17 protein-coding genes and 1 riboswitch are annotated in these 20,304 nt (G+C 61.8%); of the genes, 12 read left to right on the forward strand and 5 right to left on the reverse strand.

Annotated features, from left to right (window positions below; genetic code table 11):
* Nucleotides 1-66: 66 nt before the first annotated feature.
* Entirely contained in the window at nucleotides 67-1,416 is a 1,350-nt protein-coding gene (locus tag HQ312_RS14660; RefSeq protein ID WP_222639037.1) for an MFS transporter, read from the reverse strand.
* Nucleotides 1,417-1,544: 128 nt separating this feature from the next.
* Nucleotides 1,545-2,246 (reverse strand): FadR/GntR family transcriptional regulator, encoded by a 702-nt coding sequence (locus HQ312_RS14665; protein ID WP_261782334.1) that lies wholly within the window; start codon nucleotides 2,244-2,246, stop codon nucleotides 1,545-1,547.
* A 202-nt stretch (nucleotides 2,247-2,448) separates the two neighbouring features.
* On the opposite strand from HQ312_RS14665, the gene HQ312_RS14670 reads away from it, so the two are divergent.
* From HQ312_RS14670 to HQ312_RS14685, 4 genes are read left to right on the forward strand one after another with little or no spacing between them, the layout of a single operon-like run.
* Nucleotides 2,449-4,080: an AMP-binding protein gene (locus tag HQ312_RS14670; RefSeq protein ID WP_222639039.1), complete on the forward strand. Its 1,632-nt coding sequence runs from the start codon at nucleotides 2,449-2,451 to the stop codon at nucleotides 4,078-4,080.
* Nucleotides 4,077-4,841: an enoyl-CoA hydratase-related protein gene (locus HQ312_RS14675; RefSeq protein ID WP_222639040.1), complete on the forward strand. Its 765-nt coding sequence runs from the start codon at nucleotides 4,077-4,079 to the stop codon at nucleotides 4,839-4,841. The genes HQ312_RS14670 and HQ312_RS14675 overlap by 4 nt, the downstream gene beginning before the upstream one ends.
* Nucleotides 4,838-6,049, forward strand: a complete 1,212-nt coding sequence (locus HQ312_RS22230) for an acyl-CoA dehydrogenase family protein (protein ID WP_222639041.1) — start codon at nucleotides 4,838-4,840, stop codon at nucleotides 6,047-6,049. The genes HQ312_RS14675 and HQ312_RS22230 overlap by 4 nt, the downstream gene beginning before the upstream one ends.
* 7 nt (nucleotides 6,050-6,056) lie before the next feature.
* Nucleotides 6,057-7,118, forward strand: a complete 1,062-nt coding sequence (locus tag HQ312_RS14685) for an acyl-CoA dehydrogenase family protein (protein WP_222639042.1) — start codon at nucleotides 6,057-6,059, stop codon at nucleotides 7,116-7,118.
* A 39-nt stretch (nucleotides 7,119-7,157) separates the two neighbouring features.
* On the opposite strand, the gene HQ312_RS14690 is transcribed toward HQ312_RS14685, so the two are convergent.
* Nucleotides 7,158-7,805 carry a response regulator transcription factor gene (locus HQ312_RS14690; RefSeq protein WP_222639043.1) on the reverse strand — a complete coding sequence of 216 codons (648 nt, stop codon included), beginning with the start codon at nucleotides 7,803-7,805 and terminating at the stop codon, nucleotides 7,158-7,160.
* 56 nt (nucleotides 7,806-7,861) lie between these two features.
* Nucleotides 7,862-7,956: riboswitch (TPP riboswitch) on the forward strand.
* Here HQ312_RS14690 and HQ312_RS14695 point away from each other — a divergent pair.
* Nucleotides 7,947-8,720, forward strand: coding sequence for a 3-oxoacyl-ACP reductase (locus HQ312_RS14695; RefSeq protein ID WP_222639044.1), 774 nt, complete (start codon nucleotides 7,947-7,949; stop codon nucleotides 8,718-8,720). Its footprint overlaps the riboswitch before it by 10 nt.
* Nucleotides 8,721-8,724: 4 nt before the next feature.
* Here HQ312_RS14695 and HQ312_RS14700 read toward each other — a convergent pair whose 3' ends face one another.
* A complete protein-coding gene (locus HQ312_RS14700; protein WP_308123895.1) occupies nucleotides 8,725-9,876 on the reverse strand; it encodes a histidine kinase in 1,152 nt (383 codons plus the stop codon).
* A gap of 220 nt (nucleotides 9,877-10,096) precedes the next feature.
* Here HQ312_RS14700 and HQ312_RS14705 point away from each other — a divergent pair, with 220 nt between their 5' ends.
* The 4 genes from HQ312_RS14705 to HQ312_RS14720 all read left to right on the forward strand — a co-directional run bounded on the left by HQ312_RS14705 (nucleotide 10,097) and on the right by HQ312_RS14720 (nucleotide 12,925).
* The gene (locus tag HQ312_RS14705; RefSeq protein WP_222639046.1) at nucleotides 10,097-10,708 is read left to right on the forward strand and encodes a DUF4352 domain-containing protein; all 612 of its coding nucleotides are present in this window, start codon (nucleotides 10,097-10,099) and stop codon (nucleotides 10,706-10,708) included.
* Between the two features lie 39 nt (nucleotides 10,709-10,747).
* Entirely contained in the window at nucleotides 10,748-11,383 is a 636-nt protein-coding gene (locus HQ312_RS14710; RefSeq protein ID WP_222639047.1) for a VWA domain-containing protein, read from the forward strand.
* A gap of 72 nt (nucleotides 11,384-11,455) precedes the next feature.
* Complete coding sequence (locus tag HQ312_RS14715) at nucleotides 11,456-11,899, forward strand: hypothetical protein (RefSeq protein ID WP_222639048.1); 444 nt, start codon at nucleotides 11,456-11,458, stop codon at nucleotides 11,897-11,899.
* Nucleotides 11,900-12,133: 234 nt separating this feature from the next.
* Nucleotides 12,134-12,925, forward strand: a complete 792-nt coding sequence (locus HQ312_RS14720) for a hypothetical protein (RefSeq protein ID WP_222639049.1) — start codon at nucleotides 12,134-12,136, stop codon at nucleotides 12,923-12,925.
* A 59-nt stretch (nucleotides 12,926-12,984) separates the two neighbouring features.
* Here HQ312_RS14720 and HQ312_RS14725 read toward each other — a convergent pair whose 3' ends face one another.
* Nucleotides 12,985-13,677 carry a hypothetical protein gene (locus HQ312_RS14725; RefSeq protein ID WP_222639050.1) on the reverse strand — a complete coding sequence of 231 codons (693 nt, stop codon included), beginning with the start codon at nucleotides 13,675-13,677 and terminating at the stop codon, nucleotides 12,985-12,987.
* 791 nt (nucleotides 13,678-14,468) lie between these two features.
* On the opposite strand from HQ312_RS14725, the gene HQ312_RS14730 reads away from it, so the two are divergent.
* From HQ312_RS14730 to HQ312_RS14740, 3 genes are all read left to right on the forward strand, one after another.
* Nucleotides 14,469-15,689, forward strand: coding sequence for an McrB family protein (locus HQ312_RS14730; RefSeq protein ID WP_222639051.1), 1,221 nt, complete (start codon nucleotides 14,469-14,471; stop codon nucleotides 15,687-15,689).
* A gap of 3 nt (nucleotides 15,690-15,692) precedes the next feature.
* A complete protein-coding gene (locus tag HQ312_RS14735; RefSeq protein WP_222639052.1) occupies nucleotides 15,693-16,940 on the forward strand; it encodes an McrC family protein in 1,248 nt (415 codons plus the stop codon).
* 1,186 nt (nucleotides 16,941-18,126) lie between these two features.
* The gene (locus tag HQ312_RS14740; RefSeq protein WP_222639053.1) at nucleotides 18,127-19,773 is read left to right on the forward strand and encodes an ATP-binding domain-containing protein; all 1,647 of its coding nucleotides are present in this window, start codon (nucleotides 18,127-18,129) and stop codon (nucleotides 19,771-19,773) included.
* Nucleotides 19,774-20,304 lie beyond the last annotated feature (531 nt).

The raw sequence follows: 20,304 nt of genomic DNA on the forward strand, positions 1-20,304 counted from the left end.
ATGAAGGTCAACCGCGTGTGCCGACTACCGCTGGTTGGTGGCCGGAAGAGGTGCCGTGATGTCCGATCACCTCTGGCGCGCCTTCACCGTGTCGAGGTTGTCGGCCTCGACATCAATCGACTCGGCGGCAGCGTATTTCGCACCCCGGTACGTTTCTTGTCGGATGGTTGCCAAGGTCACCAAGCCGACGAGCGCAGCCCCGATCACGAAGAACGCGGGAGATACCGCGTTTCCGGTCCGGTCGATCAGCCACGTGGCAATGTATGCCGCTGTTCCACCGGTGGCGATGGTAGCGATGTTGAAACCCAGTGCGACGCCGGTGAGTCGGACACGCGAGGTGAACAAGGACGGGAAGAGTGGCGCCGTCGAGGTCTGGATGAGCGGTGTGCCCACGGCGAAGAACCCGAATGCGATGGCTGCCACCACCAGCCCGTGTCCGCTCATTATGGACATGGCGGGGTACGCCAGTACCGCTGACGCAACCAGGCCTGCCAGGAGAATCTTCTTGCTGCCGAACCGGTCGACGAGCAGGCCGGATACCGGCATCGACAGGGCGACCAGAACGATCACGAGCGCGGCAGTCCAGGTCACTGCCGTCTGACTGAATCCCCCTTCTCGAACGAGGTGGATTCCGACGTACGTCAGGACCATGTAGCCGGTGGCGTTCTGTGCGACACCGAGCCCGAAGACCTGTAGGACCTGACGGGGGTGGCTTCGCATCAGTTCGCTGAGTGGAGCTTTGGAGATGTCGTCGCGCGCGGCCGAGCGTTCGAATTCAGGTGTGTCCTCGATTCGGCTACGCAGCCAGAGGCAGATGAGTAACAGCGGTAGGCCGAGGAGGAATGGGATGCGCCAACCCCAACTGGTCATCTGTTCGGTCGACGTCAACGCGGACGTCGTGGCCACTGCGACCGCAGCGAGAGCGAATCCGCTGTTGCTGCCGAGGGCGACGAACGACGCTCCCAGACCCTTTCGCTTCGGGCCGACGGTCTCGTAGACGTAGGTGAGGGCGCCTCCCAGTTCACCTCCGGCCGAGAAGCCCTGCACGAGACGTGCAACGACCAGGAGTGCCGGGGCGAGGACACCCGCCGTCTCGTAGGTCGGGAGTAGAGCCATCAAGGCAGTGCCGATACCCATCAGGACGACCGAGACGACGAGCGCTCGTTTGCGTCCGTGTCGGTCGCCGAGACGGCCGAAGAACAGTCCGCCGATCGGCCTCATCAAGTAGGCGGATGCGAACACCGCCAGGCTGGCCAGTAGCGACGCGGTGGGGTCGTCGCCGGGAAAGAAGAGAGGGCTGACCACCACGGCGAGATAGGCATACACGGTGAGGTCGTAGTACTCGACGATCGTGCCTGCTGCTGCAGCGATGACGCCTCGACGTCGAGTCCGATCGATGGTGCGGGGACTGGCCACATCCGGCTCCGGTTCTGTGCGGGCGCGCTGTCACTGGGCGATCGGCGCGGGGAGGCCGGTATGTGCGCGCCCTCGAACCATACGACTGCACATCGAAACATGTACAGCTTTTGAGGTGAGATCGTGAGTCAGAGCTGCCAGTGAACGGGCTGCGCGATCACACGGCTCAACCAGCGCCTGTAGTACCGGGCCGAATCGGTCACGAACGTACTCATCGCCCGCCCGGCCGCGTCGGCATCGCCCAGGGCCAGGGCATCGAGGATGATCTGCTGGGCGTCGATGGCCGCGCGTCGTGTTGCGAGCGGGTGCTCGGTGGGCTCGGCATCCCGTACGAGCAGCCACAGCGTTTCCATCACGATGCGAAATGCCGCGTTGCCGGCCGCTTTGTACAGCGTGGTCTGGAACAGCGCGTTCTGTTCCTGGAAGTTCTCGTAGTTGCGGGGATCGGCTCGCATGCTGTCGAGGGCTTGCTGCATCTCGTCGAGCTGGGAGGGCGAGGCGTTCGCCGCAGCTTGCCGGGCCACGAGAGGTTCCAAAGTGAGGCGAACGTCGATGACGTCGGAGATCGTCGCTCCTTCGAGCTGAAGGAACAGCTTGAATGTGTTGCCCAGCGAGTCGTACCGGGGTCGCGCCGCCGTGGGCCCACCCCCGACACCAGGCTTGATGGTGATGAGGTCTCGGCTCTCGAGCAGTCGCAGTGCCTCACGGACAGTTGTCCGCGCCACGCCGTACTCCGCCATCATCTCTTTCTCTGTCGGCAGGCGTTGCCCCTCGTCGATACCGCCGCCGAGAATCTGGTCGGCGATCACGTTCGCGACCCGCTCGGACATCTTCCTGGGTCTGGCCGCAGGAGTTCTTCTCGGTACGCGGTCACCCTGATCGTCGGTCACTGCGCGATGCCATGTGGGCGACAGAGGTCGCATGAACTCATGCGATCACGATACGTGAGCGCAAAGTATCAAATGCTGTACATGTTTAGTGGGATGGGGATAGCGTCTGGAGTGACTGCACTGCCGACTACGGAGGTCCACCATGCAACCGACACGGCTCCCGGCCGACGAGCTGGTGCGCGAGTATCGAGCTCGCGGGCACTGGAGCGACGACACGGTCGGCAGTCTCCTGACCCGGTGCGCGGCCGCCCGCCCCGACGCTCTCGCGGTAGTGGACGGTGACCGGCGGTCGACCTTCGGCGACATCGAGCGGGACGCGTCCCGTCTCGCCCTGTCGTTGCAGCGGCTCGGGGTCAGCCGTGACTCCGTGGTGTCCTTCCAGCTGCCGAACTGTGTCGAGGCGGTGATCGTCTTCCATGCCGTGATGAAACTCGGTGCAGTGGCGAATCCGATCGTTCCGATTTATCGCGAACAAGAGGTGAGCTTCATCCTCGACCAGTCGGGGGCAGCAGTCGTCTTCGTGATGGACTCTCGTGGCAACCGCGACGTCGAGTCCATGTACTCGTCGCCGATCTTCGCCGCCGTCGATGTGGTCGTCGTGGGTTCGGCGCGCTGGAACGACATGATCACGGTGACCGACGTCGAGGTGGAGGTGGAGGGCGTGGGCGTCGACCCCGACGACGTGTGCCTGCTGTTGTACACATCGGGAACCACCGCCGAGCCCAAGGGTGTCTTGCACAGCCACAACACTCTGGTCTTCGAGAACCGGTCGATGGTCGACTGGTTCGGACTCGGCCCCGACGACGTCGTCTTCAATCCCTCGCCGGTGACGCATGTGACCGGTATCAATTGCGCCCTTACCCTGCCGTTCCTGCTCGGAATCCCTGTCGTACTGCAGGATCGGTGGGATTCCGATGTCGCGCTCGCCCGAATTCTCGCGGAGCGCGCCTCGTTCATGATCTTCTCTACCCCGTTTCTGAGGGGTCTGGTGAATGCCGCGACACGGGCGAACACCTCGACTCCGTCAGTTCGATATGTCGTGTGCGGTGGCGCCGACATTCCCGACTCGCTCGCTACAGCTGCGACGGACACGCTCGGTACTACTGTCCGGATGTTCGGCGCAACGGAGGGCCCGTCTGCCACTTGTTCTACAACGTCCGATTCCCTGCATACCCGCACGCGGAGCGACGGTCGTCCCATTGCTCCGACCGACGTTCTGGTGGACGGGACCGATCGGTCGTCCTCGGTCGGTGAGATCCTCTGGCGTGGACCCGACACGTTCCTGGGGTACTTGGACGCGTCTCTGAACGAGGCCGCGTTCACTCAGGACGGGTTCTTCCGTACGGGTGACTTGGGGCGCTTCGACGACGACGGGTACCTCCACGTCGTCGGACGCATCAAGGACATCATCAATCGGTCTGGGGAGAAGATCAGCGCGTACTCCGTGGAATCCCTGCTCTCGCAGCATCCGCACGTGTCGGAGGTGGCGATCGTTGCCGGTCCCGACCCCGTGACGGGAGAGCGCGGCTGTGCCTTCGTGGTTCCCGAGGCCGGCACGAGCATCGATCTCGCCGAGGTCCAGGCATTTCTCGAGTCCCACAAGATCGCTCGTCAGCGATTTCCAGAGAGCGTCTTCGTCGTGGATTCACTGCCCAAGACGCCTAGTGGGAAGATTCAGAAGTTCGCTCTGCGGGAATGGACTCGCGACAGAGCCGAGGTTCCCCGTCACATGGCAGGCATCACCATCGCTGCGTCGTACGAGGTCGACCGGTGACCGCGAGCATCGCTGTCAGCCACCCCGAGTCCGGCGTCGCCCTCGTCGAACTGTCTCGCGGCAAGGTGAACGCACTCGACAGCGCGATGTACAGAGAACTGGCAGTCGTGTTCGAAGAATTGTCCGACCGTGAGGACACCACGGTCGCGGTTCTGACCGGTAAGGGCAAGAACTTCTGTGGTGGAAACGATCTCCACGAATTCCAGAGCATGTCCGCGGAGAACGGTGACCGGCGGATGCGAGAGATACGCCGTGGGCTCTTCTCCGTGATGGATTGCGCTGTGCCCGTGGTCGCTGCCGTCAATGGGGCAGCCCTCGGAAGTGGCTTGGGACTGGCAGCCATATGCGACGTCGTCGTCGCCTCCGACCGTGCGGTGTTCGGCCTACCGGAAATGAATGTCGGCGTTCTCGGAGGTGGGCGATTCGCCGCGCGCATGTTGCCGCAACAGGCTGTGCGGCGACTGTTCTTCACGGCGGAGCCGGTCGGCGCAGCGACCATGCGTGACTGGGGTGCTCCCATCGAAGTGGTCCCGGAATCGGAATTGCTGAACGTGGCAATGATGCGAGCACGGTCTATCGCAGCCAAGAACCGATACGCCGTGACGCTCGCCAAGCAGTCCCTGAACGGGTGCGAATCTCTCGATCTGAAGAGGGGCTACGAGCTCGAGCAGAGCTTCACCGTCCGGCTGGCGGACAACCCGCATGCCAAGGCCGCGGTCGATGCCCGCATCGAGCAACTTGCACGAAAGGATCGGTCGTGACGACAGATGTGCAGTACGAACAGGCGACTCTCGATCAATTCGGTCGGGACTGTGTCGCGTTTCTCGAGACTCGGGTTCCACGCCGATCGAGCGCGGCCGATGTCGAGCGGCGCTACGCGATCTTCCACAATCACGACGCCGCAGAGGAGCGTGCGCTCATCGATGCTGCCCGTCGATGGCAGGCAGAGCGGGTTGATGCGGGGTTCGGTGCGATCACGTGGGATCCGGTGTGGGGCGGACCCGGCCTGTCGGCGAGTCACGAGCGGAACTACGTCGAGCACGAACTCGAGTTCGCAGTCCCCGATCGTCATGAGATCGTGCTGGTCACTGTCGATCTCGTCGCGCCGACGGTCCACCTTCTCGGGACCGAGAATCAGCGACGACAGTTCGTCCGCTCCTTTCTGCGCGCCGATCTGCTCTGCTGTCAGCTGTTTTCGGAACCGGGGGCTGGGTCTGATCTGGCTGGGTTGACCACCCGAGCGACGCGTGACGGGGACTCCTGGATCGTCAACGGTCAGAAAGTGTGGAGCTCGGGTGCGCAGTTCGCAGAGTGGGGACTGCTGATCGCACGAACCGATTCCACTGCCCCCAAGCATCGCGGAATGACGGCTTTCATGGTCCCCATGGATTCGGACGGTATCGACATCCGACCTATCCGACAGATGTCCGGTGGCTCCACGTTCAACGAGGTGTTCCTGGACGGCGTCGTACTTCCGGACACGCTGCGGCTCGGCGATGTCGGCGACGGTTGGAAGGTTGCACTGACGACATTGGGTTTCGAACGCAACTCGAGCGCCGGCATCGTCGATGCCGGAGGAAACGTCCGCGACCTGGCTCGACTCGTGCGGCAGGTCGGTGCTCCAGCAGACCCCCTGACACGGCAGCGCGTGGCCGAAGTAGCTGTCTACGAGCGCGCATCCGCGCTTCTCGTCGCCCGGTACGCCGAGCGACGCGAGGATGGCGCCGCTCCCGGTGTCGAGGGGTCGATCGGCAAAATTGTCTGGACCCAGAACCTGACCCGTATCGGAGAAGCAGCGGCACGAGTGCTCGGTCCGCGCCTTGCGGCGGACACAGGCGAAGCCGACACGTTCGCCTGGTCGGAGCACCTCCTCGGAGCCCCCGGCTACCGCATAGCTGGGGGATCCGACGAGATTCAACGAAACATCATCGGAGAACGAGGGCTCGGCCTACCGCGGGAACCGAGGTGAGCACGACATGACCATGGAATGGACCGTCGAGCAACGCGACATCATGGATGCGGTTCGGCGCGCGCTGTCCGATGCGGCCGACGGCGACTCCTGGAGTGCACTGACGACGATGGGTTGCACCGAGATCGGTGTTCCGGAACAGTACGGCGGCGCAGGAGGAACGCTCAAAGACCTGTGCGCGGTCGCTCTCGAACTGGGTAGGGCACTCGATCCCGGCCCGTTCTTCGCGTCTGCAGTCCTGGCCGGATTGCTCCTGTCCGAACTGGCCCCCGCACCCGACGACCAGATGGGCATTACGCTCGCCCGACTGGCGACGGGATCCACACGTGTAGCGGTGGCTGGAAACCAGAGTGCACGTGAAGGCGTCGTCTGGTCGGACGATGACGAAGGCGTGGTGCTCAGCGGGCACACTCATTTCGTCATGGGCGGGATGGACGCTGACACCGTGCTGGTCATTGCGACGTCCGACAAGGGTCGCCTCGTGGCGACAGTCGATGCGACCGACAACGGTGTCGAGCGGACGGCGATGACGACGTTGGATCTGACGAGACCTATGGCGTCCGTGACGTTCGACGGTGTTCGCCCGACCGAGTGGGTTCCCGTGGAGGGAACCGGGGCGGTCGACCGAGCCACGGCCGCGATGTGGACCGTACTGGCAGCTGAACAGGTGGGCAGCGCTCGCGCCTGTCTGGACATGTCCGTCGTCTATGCCAAGACCAGAAAGCAGTTCGGCCGGCCGATCGGTTCTTTTCAGGCAATCAAGCATCGGCTCGTCGATATTTCCATTGCCGTCGAGTTGGCTGAAGCGGCTGTTCTGGACGCAGCGAACGCGGCGGTGGACCGCGACGAGGCCTCGATGTTCACGGCCGTGTCCATCGCACGGGTGTTGGCATCGCGAGCGGCGTCGTTCGCCGCAGAGGAATCCATACAGGTTCACGGTGGTATCGGATTCACGTGGGAGCACGTCCTGCATCACTATTTCCGACGCGCGAAGAGCGTCGAGATGCTGTTCGGATCCATGGACTCCCATCTCGACTACATCGCCGAGGCAGTGCTCGAACAGGCGTGAACGGGAGGGTGCAGCAGCTGACTCGTCCGCGTGTGCTCGCTACTCGATCAACCCAGCGCGGAATGCCGCCAACGCCGCTTCGACTCGGTTGGACACCTGGAGCTTGTGGTTCACCGCAGAGAGGTGCGACTTGACCGTCGTCTCCGACATGAACAGGCGCCGTGCGATATCTGGATTCGACGCACCGGTGGCCATGACCGACAGCACTTCTCGCTCTCGTTCGGTAAGCGCATCCAGCATTGTTGTAGGCCGCGGTGCACGAGTAGACGCGACGATCCGCCGGAGTGACTCTTCGGAGAACAGAGTGTTGCCGGCAGCGACGGCGCGAATCGACTGGTGAAACGTCTCCGGTGCCTCCGACTTGCTGAGGAAGCTGTGGGCGCCGGCCTCGATGGCCTGGACCACCAGATCGTCCACGTCCATCGCCGTCATCGCGACGACCTTCGGTGGATGTGCCGATGCCATCAATGCTCGGGTGGCGTCGAGTCCGTCCACTCGGCGCATCTTCAGATCCATCAGGACGACGTCGGGCCGATGAGCGGTGACTGCGGCGGGTACCTCGTCACCGTCCGAGACCGACGCAACTACCACGATGTCCGTGGTGGCGGCGAAGATGTCCGCCACGCCGCGACGAACGAATGCGTCGTCGTCCACGACGAGAACGGTGATGACCGCATCGGAGTCCATGATGGGTCGACCGTATCGGGTCGCGCCGACACGCCACAGCGGATAGGTGTTCTATGGAGTCGGACACGGGGTGCCGAACCGAACCGGCTGAGAACACACCCGTCGAACCTGACCAGGTCATGCTGGCGAAGGGATGTCGAGATGCGCACAGTGCCGCTGGCCGAACAGATCGTGCTCGTGACGGGCGGTGCTCGCGGACTGGGTGCTGCGATCACGCGAGCGTTCCTGCAGCAGGATTCGCGTGTCGTGGTCAACTACCACCGCAGTGCAGCCGCAGCCGATGCTCTGGCATCCGAGTTCGGTCCTGACCGAGTTGTCGCGGTGCAGGCCGATGTCACGGACCGACACCAGGTCGACGCGCTGTTCGACAGGGGACGTGAACATTTCGGGTCGACCGTCACCACCGTCGTCAACAACGCTTTGATCGACTTCTCGTTCAACGGCGACGACCGTGCCAAGGCCGACGAGATCGAGTGGTCGGCGTTCGACTCGCAGTTCCGCGGCAGCATTGCAGGCGCTCTGCACACGACGCAGGCAGCTGTGCCGGGCATGCGTGAGGCGGGATTCGGGCGGATCATCACGATCGGCACCAACCTCGTGCAGAACCCCGTCGTTCCGTATCACGACTACACGGCGGCGAAGGCTGCCTTGTTGGCGCTGACGAGGACCTTCTCGGCTGACCTCGGACCTGACGGCATCACCGTCAACATGGTGTCCGGTGGTCTGCTGCGGACCACGGATGCCAGCTCCGCGACCCCACCTGCGGTGTTCGACATGATCGCCGAGAGCACCCCGCTGCGCCGGGTGACGACGCCGGCCGAGTTCGCGGATGCTGTGCTGTTCTTCGCATCGCCGTGGTCGAGAGCGGTGACGGGTCAGAACCTGGTCGTAGACGGCGGATTGGTGAAGGACTGACGCGTCAGGAGTACCAGGGGAGCCAGGCCGTCACGATGAACTCGCCTCCCGTGGCTGTCCACCGCACCCACCCGCCGGCATTGTGAGCTTGCTCGGCGAGGCCGGCCAACCCGGTTCGCGAACCCGGGCCAGGTTGCGCTGTCGTCGACATGTGGTTGCGCACAGTCAGGCTGATGCCGTCTGTGTCCGCCCCACTCACCGTGATGTGAAGGGGGGAACTCGGGGCATGCTTCTGACTGTTGGTCAGAGCTTCCTGCACGATGCGGTACGCGGTATGACTGGTCAGATCGCCGACCACACCGGGATGAATGTCCTGGACCAGCGTCACCCGACACCCGGCAGAACGCGCTGCGTCGACGAGGTCCCCGATTCCCGCGATGCTGCGCCGACCAGCATCCTCGCCGCCGGTGTCGGACCCGCGGAGAACGCCGATGATGCGTTTGAGCTCATCCAGGGACTCGTGAGCCGTGGAACGAATCAGGGCCGACGTGTTGGAGATCTTCTCCGGTCCGTGATTGCTCCCGACCTGTAAACCGCCTGCCAGTAGCGATATTCGACTGAGACCGGCTGCCAGGGTGTCGTGCATGTTGCGTGCGATGCGGGAGCGTTCCTGCTGTATCAGCATGTCCTCGTGCAGGCGCTGCGACTGCGCGGTCGCCTGATCGCGGGACTGCACGGCCACCACGAGATCGGACTTCGTACGGCGAAGCTGCGAGAGCCCCAGAACGACGGCGACGAGGACGGCCGCGACGAGCCAGGGCAGCCACCATGGGAGCGACCACGTCGGCGGGGGAGTGCCCTCGACATGTCTGATTCCGATGGTCAGGACCGAATAGTCGCGGCGGCGCCCTGCGTCGTACACGAGGGATATCGCGCAGGCCAGGTAGACCGCGACGGCAGCACCGGCGAGAGTGCTACCTCGAGCGAAGACGCCCACCGCATAGAGGGCTATCAGCGCGGCCGTTGCGTCGGTAGCGAAGAAGAGTGGACCGACGATAGCCATGGCGAGGACGATCCACGGTTTGTCGTGTCGCCAGATCAACGCAATCGCGGCGGCCATATTGAGGACGACGCCCAGCGCCACGTTCCACACCGGTGTTCCCGATGTGCCCGCGAGACCGGCAGCCATGAAGGTGCAGAACACGCTGATCGTCACTGCGCCGACGGTCCAGGCGCGACGCCGAACCGTAGCTGCAGTAGTGGTCACAGAGAAGACGGTACGGCCATGGTCCGACATGAGCCTCCGTTCTTCGGTCGCTAATGCCGACCGAAAGGAGGAGTGAGACCGGCCGAATCGACGAGGTGCCCGACGGGGTCACTGCGGTGTTCTTGGTGGGACGCACCGACCGGTGCCGGCACCACCGAAAGGACTCGCCATGACTCAGCCTCCCCAGAACCCGTACGCGCAGCCACAGCAGCCGCCGACCAAGAAGAACTGGTTTCTGCGGCACAAGATCCTCACGGCGATCGGTGCGGTCGTCGTCATTGCGGTCGGCGTCAATCTGGCGAGCGGGGGACAGGACTCGTCCACCAGTGGCACCCCGTCCTCGTCGCAGGCCGCATCGGAGGGCAGCAGTGCGCCGGCCGAAGAGTCGCCACCGGGAATCGGTGCTGCGGTGAGGGACGGCAAGTTCGAGTTCACCGTGCAGAACGTCGAGCGTGGCGTCGCCAGTGTGGGGGATCAGTACACGTCGCAGACGCCGCAGGGCGAGTACGTGCTGGTCACCCTGAATGTCGCCAACATCGGAAACGAGCAGCAGCTGTTCGACACGTCGTCGCAGAAATTGCTCGACGGGCAGGGGCGCGAGTACTCGACCGACACGCTCGCGACGGTGACCAATGACCCGAATCTGGGCTTCTCGCAAATCAATCCGGGCAACTCGCTCGTGGCGACACTCGTCTACGACGTGCCGGCGGGCACCGCACCGTCGGAGATCGAGCTACACGACTCCTTGTTCTCCGGCGGCGTCACCGTCACCGTCGCCTGATCTTCAGTTCACCTATCCGTCCCCACGTCAGGAGTTTCCATGCCAGATCCCTCTTTGTCCCTCGTTGCCGCTCTACTCGACCGTTCCGGTTCGATGTCGTCCATCGCCGGCGACACCCGCGGAGGATTCGACACCTTCATCGACGCCGAGCGTGGTCACGACGGCACAACCGTCGTGACGCTGGCGCAGTTCGATGATCAGTACGCGATGGTCTACGAGTCGATACCGATCGACCAGGTACCTCCGCTGTACTTGGTACCCCGAGGGATGACGGCGTTGTACGACGCGGTGGGGAAGTTCGTCACCGAGATCGGCTCGTCGCTTGCGGCCCTACCCGAGGAAGAACGGCCCGGATCGGTCACTGTGCTGGTGATGACCGACGGACAGGAGAATTCGAGTCGGGAGTGGTCGAACCAGGCAGTTCGCCAGCTGATCGAGCAGCAGGAATCGCAGTACGGGTGGGACTTCGTGTTCCTGGGCGCGAACATGGACGCGGTGGATACGGGTTCGCAGATGGGCTTCAAGGCGGACAAGTCTTTGACCTACGACGCCTCGTCGGTGGGTGTGAGCGCAGCGTTCTCGGCGGTGGTGGACTACCAGGATCGTAAGCGGGCGCACGGAATGCAGCAGGTGGACGGGTTTTCTGACGGTGATCGGCGGCGGGCGGGGCGGTGAGCCTTCCCCGGCCAAGCTGGCAAGACGCCCATTCGACGTCGTTGACATTCCGAGCTGTGGAAGGCTGGCGAGATGAATGAGTACGTTTACGGCGATGTCGCCGGCGAATTGATTTTCATCAAGTCTGACGCTGCCGAGCAGCTGGCACTGCTGCATTCGGAATTTGCAACATGGGGGGACGCGAGGAACAGCCTCAGCGCCAAAAGCTGGACCGATGTGGTCGAGCGCTTCGCCGATGGCGAAACTGATCTTCCTGCGGACGGCGAAGTGTACGACCTGGACACTGTTCCCGGACACGCCGACGGTGATTGGCCGGCCTGGCCCGCCCGAGAGATGCTCCGCGACGTACCGCAATCGGTTCGTGAGCAATACGGGAAGGTCGAGGACACCATTCATGACGGCGAGTTCTTGCACTTCGACGTGGGCGATGAGGTCGCCATCGTGAAGGCTCTGCAATCCTTCGGTTGGAGGTGCGTCCGCGATGATGCCTTGGTCCGCAAAGCGAGTGGGCACTAGTTGCATTGTGTGGACAGCTGGTGTCCCTGTACGACAGGTTGGTTGTCAACCTGCAGAGAGTGGATTCCAGGTGGGCTTGCCTTGACCTGACGCGATCATAAGCAGATTTGGTATTCGCAGGAGATCCAGCGGCCGTGGGCCAAGCAACTACGCTGGTCACAAGACGCCATCGAGAACCGATGGCCGTCAACGAATGGGGACGGGTTCGCGATGGTAAGGGTTCCGCAGATTACCGTGGACGACAATGAGATCCTCGACCAGCTACACAAGGCCGGCGAAGCTGTCGGTCATAAAACGTTACAGCAGCGCTGCAAGTTCAGTGACAATCGGTACGAGGTATCCCGGAAGAACCTCATAGCCAAAAAGTTGGCGGTCACTGTTGCAGGCGGACGCGGTTCGCTCAGCTTGACCGATGACGGTAAGGCGGTCCCGTCAGCGACGGTCAAGGAATCCCTCCTCTACGGACCCCTGTGTGATGTCCCGTTGAAGGATTGGAAACAGACGCTGGGCCATGTTCCTATTGTCGTCGACAACACTGCTATGCAGGGCGGCCGGGTGACCGGGGGTCGGTGGACTCGGCCGGACCTCGTGTCAGTTGGACTCGAGTCTTTCGACTACGTCCCACACCTGTCAATGGATGTGTCGAGTGTCGAGGTTAAATCGTTCGTATCGGTGGACATCGCCGCGGTCTACGAGGCGCTCGCACATCGACGAGCGTCAACGCGCGCGTGGGTGTTCTTCTACATCCCACCGCATCTGGAAGTTGCGACCGAGAATCAAGTGTTCGAAGTGTGTTCCGTTGTCGGCGAAAGCGGGATCGGCGTTGTCACCTTCGGTGATCCCCGCAACACGGCGACGTGGCGTGTCAAGCAGCGTCCCTCGCGAGTAGTAACGGATCCCGCACTGCTGAACGACTTCATCAAGGTTCAGATGAGTGAGACCGCCAAAGACCAGATCAGAGCGAAAGTCGCTCAGATCAAGCGTGGTGGAGAAGAGGGCGTCGCATCACTCGACCTGGAGGAGTGACGTGCTGGCGGCGGCGATCAGCGGGATAGGCATATCAGCACCGTTGTCGGGTTCAGGTCTCAGCTGTCGGCACGGCCGGATGCCGTCCGCCAAATAGTATGGTCTAGTACGGCGGCATCGACGCCGAGGTGGCCTGCCGCATCGCGGACTAGTACAGCGCAACTAGTGGGAGTGAGGTCACCGCGGCGGGTCGCGCTAGCGACGTAACGCATGACCATACGGTCAGACTTGACCCCGGGGAGCCCCGCAAGGATGAGCGCGTACTCGAACGTGATTCCCGACCGCTGGGCCTCCGCCGACGTCCACAGTTGCTTCAGCGTGCTTCGGTCATCCTCATTGTCGTCCCTCAACTCGCCGTGCTCCCTGAACTGTGAGGCCGTGCGAATGCCCGCGTGGTGGAGCTTCTCTGCAATGTCGTGCATGACCGCCGCCTTCAGTGACGCGCCCTGCTTAGTGGATGCCGGCTTGAGGTTGCCGACGGCTGCGGCCCATGCGCGCGTCCCCCCGAACTGATGGAAGGATGCGAGCAGATCAGCTGTGCCGTCGGTCGCGGCGGCCCCGCCGCGAAGCTCTCGGTACCGGTTCACGACGTTGCGCACACTCGTGTAGTGAGATCCGGTCGACTGGATTGAATCGATGATGCACAACGCAAGACTGTTCCGGTATCCATCGGGTCGGAACCATCCGGACTGCGGACCCAGCTGTTCCCGGCATGCAACCACCAGTGCTTCGACGTCAGATTGCTCAGACATACTCAACTCCTTTCGCTTCACGGCACCATCGCACGGGAGTCCGACAATAGGGCGAACTCCTTGAACAAATGGGCCGCTGCCACGATTGGTACCTGACATCCACGCTCGCCGGCGAGGTGCGGCGTGTGTGGCGAAGCATGTCGTAGGTCGTCGCGTTCTCTGTCGCGGCCCAGGCCGCTGCACCGTCGATATGGCTGACGAGGGTGCGTGTCGACAGGCGGTAGCGGTCGCTGGCGGTCAGTGTCGAGGCTCCGGGCCCCGCTTCGATACGTACGCCGCCGGGGATTGCGATGTTCGGATCGTCGGTGGTGGCGGTGACAATCTGTTCGATCGCGGACGCCAACACCGGCCCGCTCCGTCGGGCAATCCGCCGCTCGGATCGACCAGTTAGTGTGCCCGTAATGCTGGCGGTCTGATCGGGTCGACCTCTACGGCCGATAGCAAGTCCGAATCGGCGCAGCAGCGCAGCGCGCACACCTTCAGGCCGCACAGCTGCGCTATGACGATTAACATCAACTCGGCCTCAGACACCCCGGCAGCTATGTGGCTTTTGCCTCTCATGGAGTCGACCGACGAAGGGCGTGACCAACCCGGATACATCCGGTCATCAGACGGGGTGACCCTTGAGACTCGGTCTTCGACGGTCTGCGTGCTATTTCGGCGAGGCACCGGGTTCGCTCGTGGGGGCTGCTGTTGATACGCGAGTCGCGACCCGAAAGGGCGTGCATCGGGCGCTCAAAGGTGGAGGGACATGTTGTCACTCAACTTGCGCGTACGCATACGATTGACAGATGGCACGCATCCTGGAGCTCCAGCCCAGCAGTCAAGAACGAATCGCCCCACACAAGGTTGAGAACGGCGTGGTTTGCGAGTGGAAACTAATCGAGGATTCTGATGGAACGCCGCTCGTCCACCTGTCTACCTTCGGTTCCAAGAATCGGCAGGCGGACCCGAAGAGCAGCCAGTCGATTCAAGTTGACGAGGCCACCGCTCACCGTTTGATCGAGATCCTCAGCGGGGCATTCGCAGAAGCGCGCGGCGGTACGCCCTTGCCGACGCCGACTCATGTGGTGATAACCAAAGAAGACCCGCCCGGCAGATTTCCTGATGCCGACGAGGGTCTGGCAGATGCGACCAACTTGCCAATAAAATGGTTGCAGTCGGCAGTCGACTCTCTCCGGGACCGTCCGCAACTCATCTTGTATGGCCCCCCTGGTACAGGTAAGACGTTTGTCGCTTCGCATCTGGCTTCGCATCTGGCCAGGCGCGATAACATTCGCATGGTGCAATTCCATCCGTCGTATTCATACGAGGACTTTTTCGAAGGATTTCGTCCCACTGGTGCGGAGGGTGGACAACTGCAGTTCGAGCTGCGGGCAGGCCCGCTCCGGCGGATTTCCGACGCTGCGCGCAATGCCCCGAGCGAGAACTTCGTACTTCTGATCGACGAGGTCAATCGGGGAAATCTATCTAAGATTTTTGGTGAGCTCTACTTTCTGCTCGAGTATCGTGACAGGTCGATTGACCTGATGTACGGGACCAATGATTTAGCTCCGTTCTCGCTTCCACGGAACGTGATCATTATCGGGACGATGAACTCAGTGGACAGGTCTGTTGCCGCTGTTGATGCTGCTATGAGGCGCCGGTTCGCCTTCCTTGCTTTGAGGCCCGGTGAATATCCCGTCTCAGATTCTCTCCGCACCTGGTTGTCCAAACGGGGTTTGCCGGGCAAGATTGCCGACATACACGATGCGCTAAATAAGCGGATTGAGGAGGAGGACTATAAGCTTGGACCGTCTTATTTCATGCGCGATTCGCTCTACAGGCCGGGCGGTTTGGACCAGATGTGGGACACCTCGATCATCCCTCTCGTAGCGGACTACCGACATGGAGCTTCCACGATCGAGGTTCAGCTCGAGTTCTCGTTAGACAACATTCTCACTGACGCCGGCATTTCGCGAACGGAAATGTACGAATCCATCGCGTCGATAGCTGAACCGGATGGGACCTGACCGATGCGGACGATCAACCTCACAGAAGGGCAGAATTCGCATCACCGTCTCGAGCAAGCAGAATTGGCTGCTGTTCGGTCTATGGAGTACGTGGCGATCGGATTGACCCTCGAAGTCGGGACTTACGAGCTAAGACCTGCTAGCAATAAGGTAGGTGCCTTATCATGTTCAGGAATTCAGGTTCTGATCCATCCCAAGGTCGCAGTGTCACGATTATTCTGGTTGATGGACTTCGGACAGGCGAAGGTGGCCTGGAGGCGGGCTGGGTTGAATTTTGAAGAGGCGCCCGATCTGACAAGTGCGATAGGCCACTCATTCCTGATGGAAGCGACTCGCTCACTGCAGCAGATTGTGCGTGGCTATGTGCCGTCGGAGGACACATCTCAGGTACTAAGGGGGCGCTTGTCGATCTCGCGTCAAGTTCAGCGGCACATGGGCGTGCCAATTCCAATGGAGATTGAGTATGACGATTTCATTGCGAATGTAACGGAGAATCGGATTCTGCTTGCTGCTGCGGAGAAGTGTTTGCGAATACCAACCTTATCGGCCCCGGACCGATTGATGTGCCGCGCTCTCGTTGGACGATTGGAATCGAGTGGTGTGCGCTCTGCGCAGCCGGGCGAGATCTGGCGTGTTACTAAACTGAACCAGCACTACCGCAGGTCGCTGCATTTGGCCGAATTGATCCTGAAGTCAGAGTCATTTGCGCTTAGGTCAGGGGGTGCTGCGGCCTCTGGTTTTGTAATCGATATGTGGATGATATTCGAGGATTTCGTTGTAGAATGGTTACGCGGCTACTTCGATCCAAAGCAAGTATCGGTGAGTTGTCAGTACAGTTTCGTATTGGATGAGGAACGTCAGTTCAAGCCACGGGCTGATTTGTATCTATCAACGTCAGATATCGGTGTTTTTGTAGATGCGAAGTATAAAGGTCTTGGCCGTGGCCAACCGCCGATGTCTGACGTGTATCAAATGCAAAGCTATTGCATCGCCGCCAAATCAACGGTTGCTCATCTCATATACGTGGGAAGCGAATCCTCCTCTAGCTACACTTTGAATAATTCGGGCGTAACAGTGCACAGGCACTCGATCGACCTATCGGCCGAGAGTGAAGTGCTGGACGCCCAACTGAAACAGATTGCTGCGCTGATTGCAGCTGACCTCGGCGTGCAGTCCGGCAGCGCCACCCCCACCGCGAACCCCCTTGGTGATCACCGCTTGGCTGCTCAATCATTAACAGCGCACCGGTAGGTCCGATGTTGTGACCATGGACATGAATCCTGACTTTTTTTGTTTCGTTTTACTTCCGTTGCGCCGGCCGTCCACTCGAGGACGTCGACGATCCGCCGGTCGTCTTCAAGAAGAATCCATGTATTTCGCGGACGTCCCAGGGGAGCACGCGCCGTCACCGTGAAAGTCTCAACCGTCGAAACAGAGCAGCATTTGTATGGCTAGTGGTCGCAGGAGCTCCTCGACGGAGGGAGCCGGCATACTGGACCTGAAGGCTAGCCGCGAAGACAAATGAGTCGATCATAGATTTCGCAGTTCATTCCGGCGATTATCTGGTGGCTTCCCTCCGGTACGACGTGCCTGCCGGCACCGCAGCTCGGACCGCAAAGTACATGACTTGCTGTAACCCGTCGGCATATACGGTTTGCATCGTGTGATCGGTCATCCGTGTCCTTAGGGGAAGCACGTTTCCGAGTCCGCATGCACACAGCCCACTTTCGCATGAGTCGTCGTAATCGTTCCATCCCCTAGCCAGTCGCCGCGTCACACGACCGCTCGGGCTCGGCCCGGCCCGGCCCGGCCCTGGCCGGGCCCTGGGACGAAACCGGAACGCTCCACGCGGAAGGTCGACTGCACTCGCGGCGACTTCGATATCTCCACTGATGCAGAGCGGGGGTGACGGTAAGACTGTGGCGAGACCCGCTCAGATCAAGGTGACCACGATCGGTCTGCGGCCGAAGGAAGATGGGGTACTTCGAGTCCCAGGAAGATTTTCACCAAGGTCGGAGAGTCGCTCGGGGCGCTTTCGGATGGCCGCGGCCGGGAACAGTCACAGTGCTGGAGATGAGTAAAGGCCAGGCGAGCTCGTTGTAAGTGGACGAATCAGGCGGTGCGTCAGTCCATCGAGCAGCAGTAGCCGCTGTACAGGTGGAAGTTCGTGTTGCTTGACGCCAGCAGGACGCTTTGAAGATAGGTGCGCAGATGTGCTCGACCAGAACACATCGATGAGATGCAAAGGCTTTTGCGGGGGTATGAGCGTGGTGTTGTTGACTGTAGTGAACCAACAGAATCCCAAGCTGCTGTTGCGCGACGATAGCTGTACCAAATCCCGCAGTGGGCCTGGGTTGCGAGCAACATCAGCAGATCGTGAGCAACACACGATCAGTATTGCGCCCTCTCCACCGCGCGGAGATGGCACCCTCAGTTGATGCCACAAATCCCAGCCGCCATATCTTCCCTTGTCAACGGCGCCGAGAGGACGGTCTACGATGCACTGTGCGCCCAGCTCGGTGACGACGACATCATTGTGGCAAACCAACGAGTGACCGATCATCGGAAGGACTACGAGATCGACTTCGTTGTACATCTCGACGGTCTCGGCGTCGTTTGCCTGGAAGTCAAGGGTGGGCAGGTCTCGCACGATGGATCGACGTGGATTCAGACGCGGCAGGGGAGCGATCACCCGATAGATCCAGTGACGCAGGTGCGAGAGGCCAAGTACGCACTGCGCACCTACGTGGAAAACGATCCGAGGTGGACACTCGGCAAGGGATTCCCATGGGCGCATGTCGTGGTGCTTCCGAACACCGAACTGGACGCGGACTTTGCACTCCCCGATTGCCCTCGGTGGAGTGTGATCGACCGAACGGGCCTTCACAAGCTCGGGCAGTATTTATCCGCGATTCTGCGGCACAAGTCGAATGGCGAACTCGATCCCCGATCCGGTGCGCAATTGAAGATGGTGCTTGGCGGTCGCGGGCTTCCCCAGAAGGACGTGCTAGCCAGGGCGCTGGCCAACGAGGACGTAGCCGAGACGCTGACTGCTCAGCAATCGATCATCCTGCAGGCGACGCGGTTGCTCAAACGAGTCGAAATTCGGGGCGGCGCGGGTAGCGGCAAGACGTTCCTCGCGCTCGAGCAGACACGACGTCTGCAGAAGGATGGCCAGCGAGTCGCCCTCCTCTGCTACTCGCACGGCCTGGCCTCCTATCTGAAGCGGTTGACAGAGAGCTGGCCGCGGAAAGAGCGACCAGCGTACGTCGGCGAGTTCCATGCATTAGGCGTGCAGTGGGGTGCCGCGACGGGGCCGGACGAATCCGTGCGGACCGCAGAGAGCGTTCGGTTCTGGGAGGAGGATCTGCCGGCCCAGATGGCCGAATTGGCCATAGGGCTCGAGCCGGGCCACAGGTTCGATGCCATAGTGGTGGACGAGGCACAGGATTTCGCCGACGCGTGGTGGAGCCCGGTCGTCGAGTCCCTCCGGAGTGCGGAGGGCGGTTCGATCTATCTTTTCAGCGATGAGGCGCAGCGGGTGTTCGACCGGCACGGAACACCGCCATTGGATCTCGTCCCGATCGTTCTGGACCAGAACATCAGGAACACCAAGCAGATCGCAACCGTTTTCGGACCGCTCGTAGGACAGCGCATGCGGTTGATGGGCGGAGACGGTCCAGCGGTCACTATGGTGGCGTGTTCGGCTGACGCCGCCCTCGATCAGGCAGACGATCGAGTCGACCTGTTGCTAGAGGCCGGGTGGCGCGAGGAGGACGTCGCCCTTCTGACTACCGGCACCCGTCATCCTGAGCAGGTCTCACGCCAGTCAGAAGGCCAAACTGCATACTGGAGCAGCTTCTGGGACGGTGATCAGGTGTTCTACGGGCACGTCTTGGGATTCAAGGGCTTGGAACGGAGAGCCGTAGTGCTCGCTGTCAACGAGTCCGGCGGGCGGGATCGTTCGCGGGAGCGTCTCTACGTCGGGCTATCTCGCGCACGGGACCAGCTCGTGGTGTGCGGGGATCCTGCTTACATTCGGGAAGTTGGAGGGGCCGAGTTGGCCACTCGGCTAGGCCTGTAGGACCTGCGTGATGTCGGTCGAAGAGGTCGATTCCCGAACGGACAGAACTAATACGTTGAAATATGTCAAGCTGGCAGGGTGAGACGCCGCCCGGGGAGCTACCCGAGCAGCGCTTGCCCCTGTCTACGGCGAGTTTCTGCCGCTTCGACGGCGCGCGACCTTGCCCGCACACCAGCCTCGGTCAGCGCCCGATACAACCCCAATTCGGTTAGGCCCGCTTCATACACCACCGCCACCGGCCCCGGTATCCGCGGTCCACGACCGGATGTCCTGGTAGGCCGGAGTCAACCGGGCCTGCACAAACCCCCGTGGCGCCGTCGATCGCCGCGACCGCGACCGAAGGTGCGTGCAGATCGAGACCGATACTCGTACTCTCTGCGAGCACCGGGGCCTTCCACCATTGTCGGAAAGACCGGTCGGGGGCACGCCCACTCGGTAACCCACGAACATGGGTCAGAGAGACCCCGGCCCGCAGCCTTTAGCTCAGCGTCGAAGGCCACCCATCCCGTATAAACTGCTGGCGAATCCTGA

Origin of the sequence: Rhodococcus sp. BP-316 (assembly GCF_019836105.1) — a bacterium.
GTDB lineage: Bacteria > Actinomycetota > Actinomycetes > Mycobacteriales > Mycobacteriaceae > Rhodococcoides.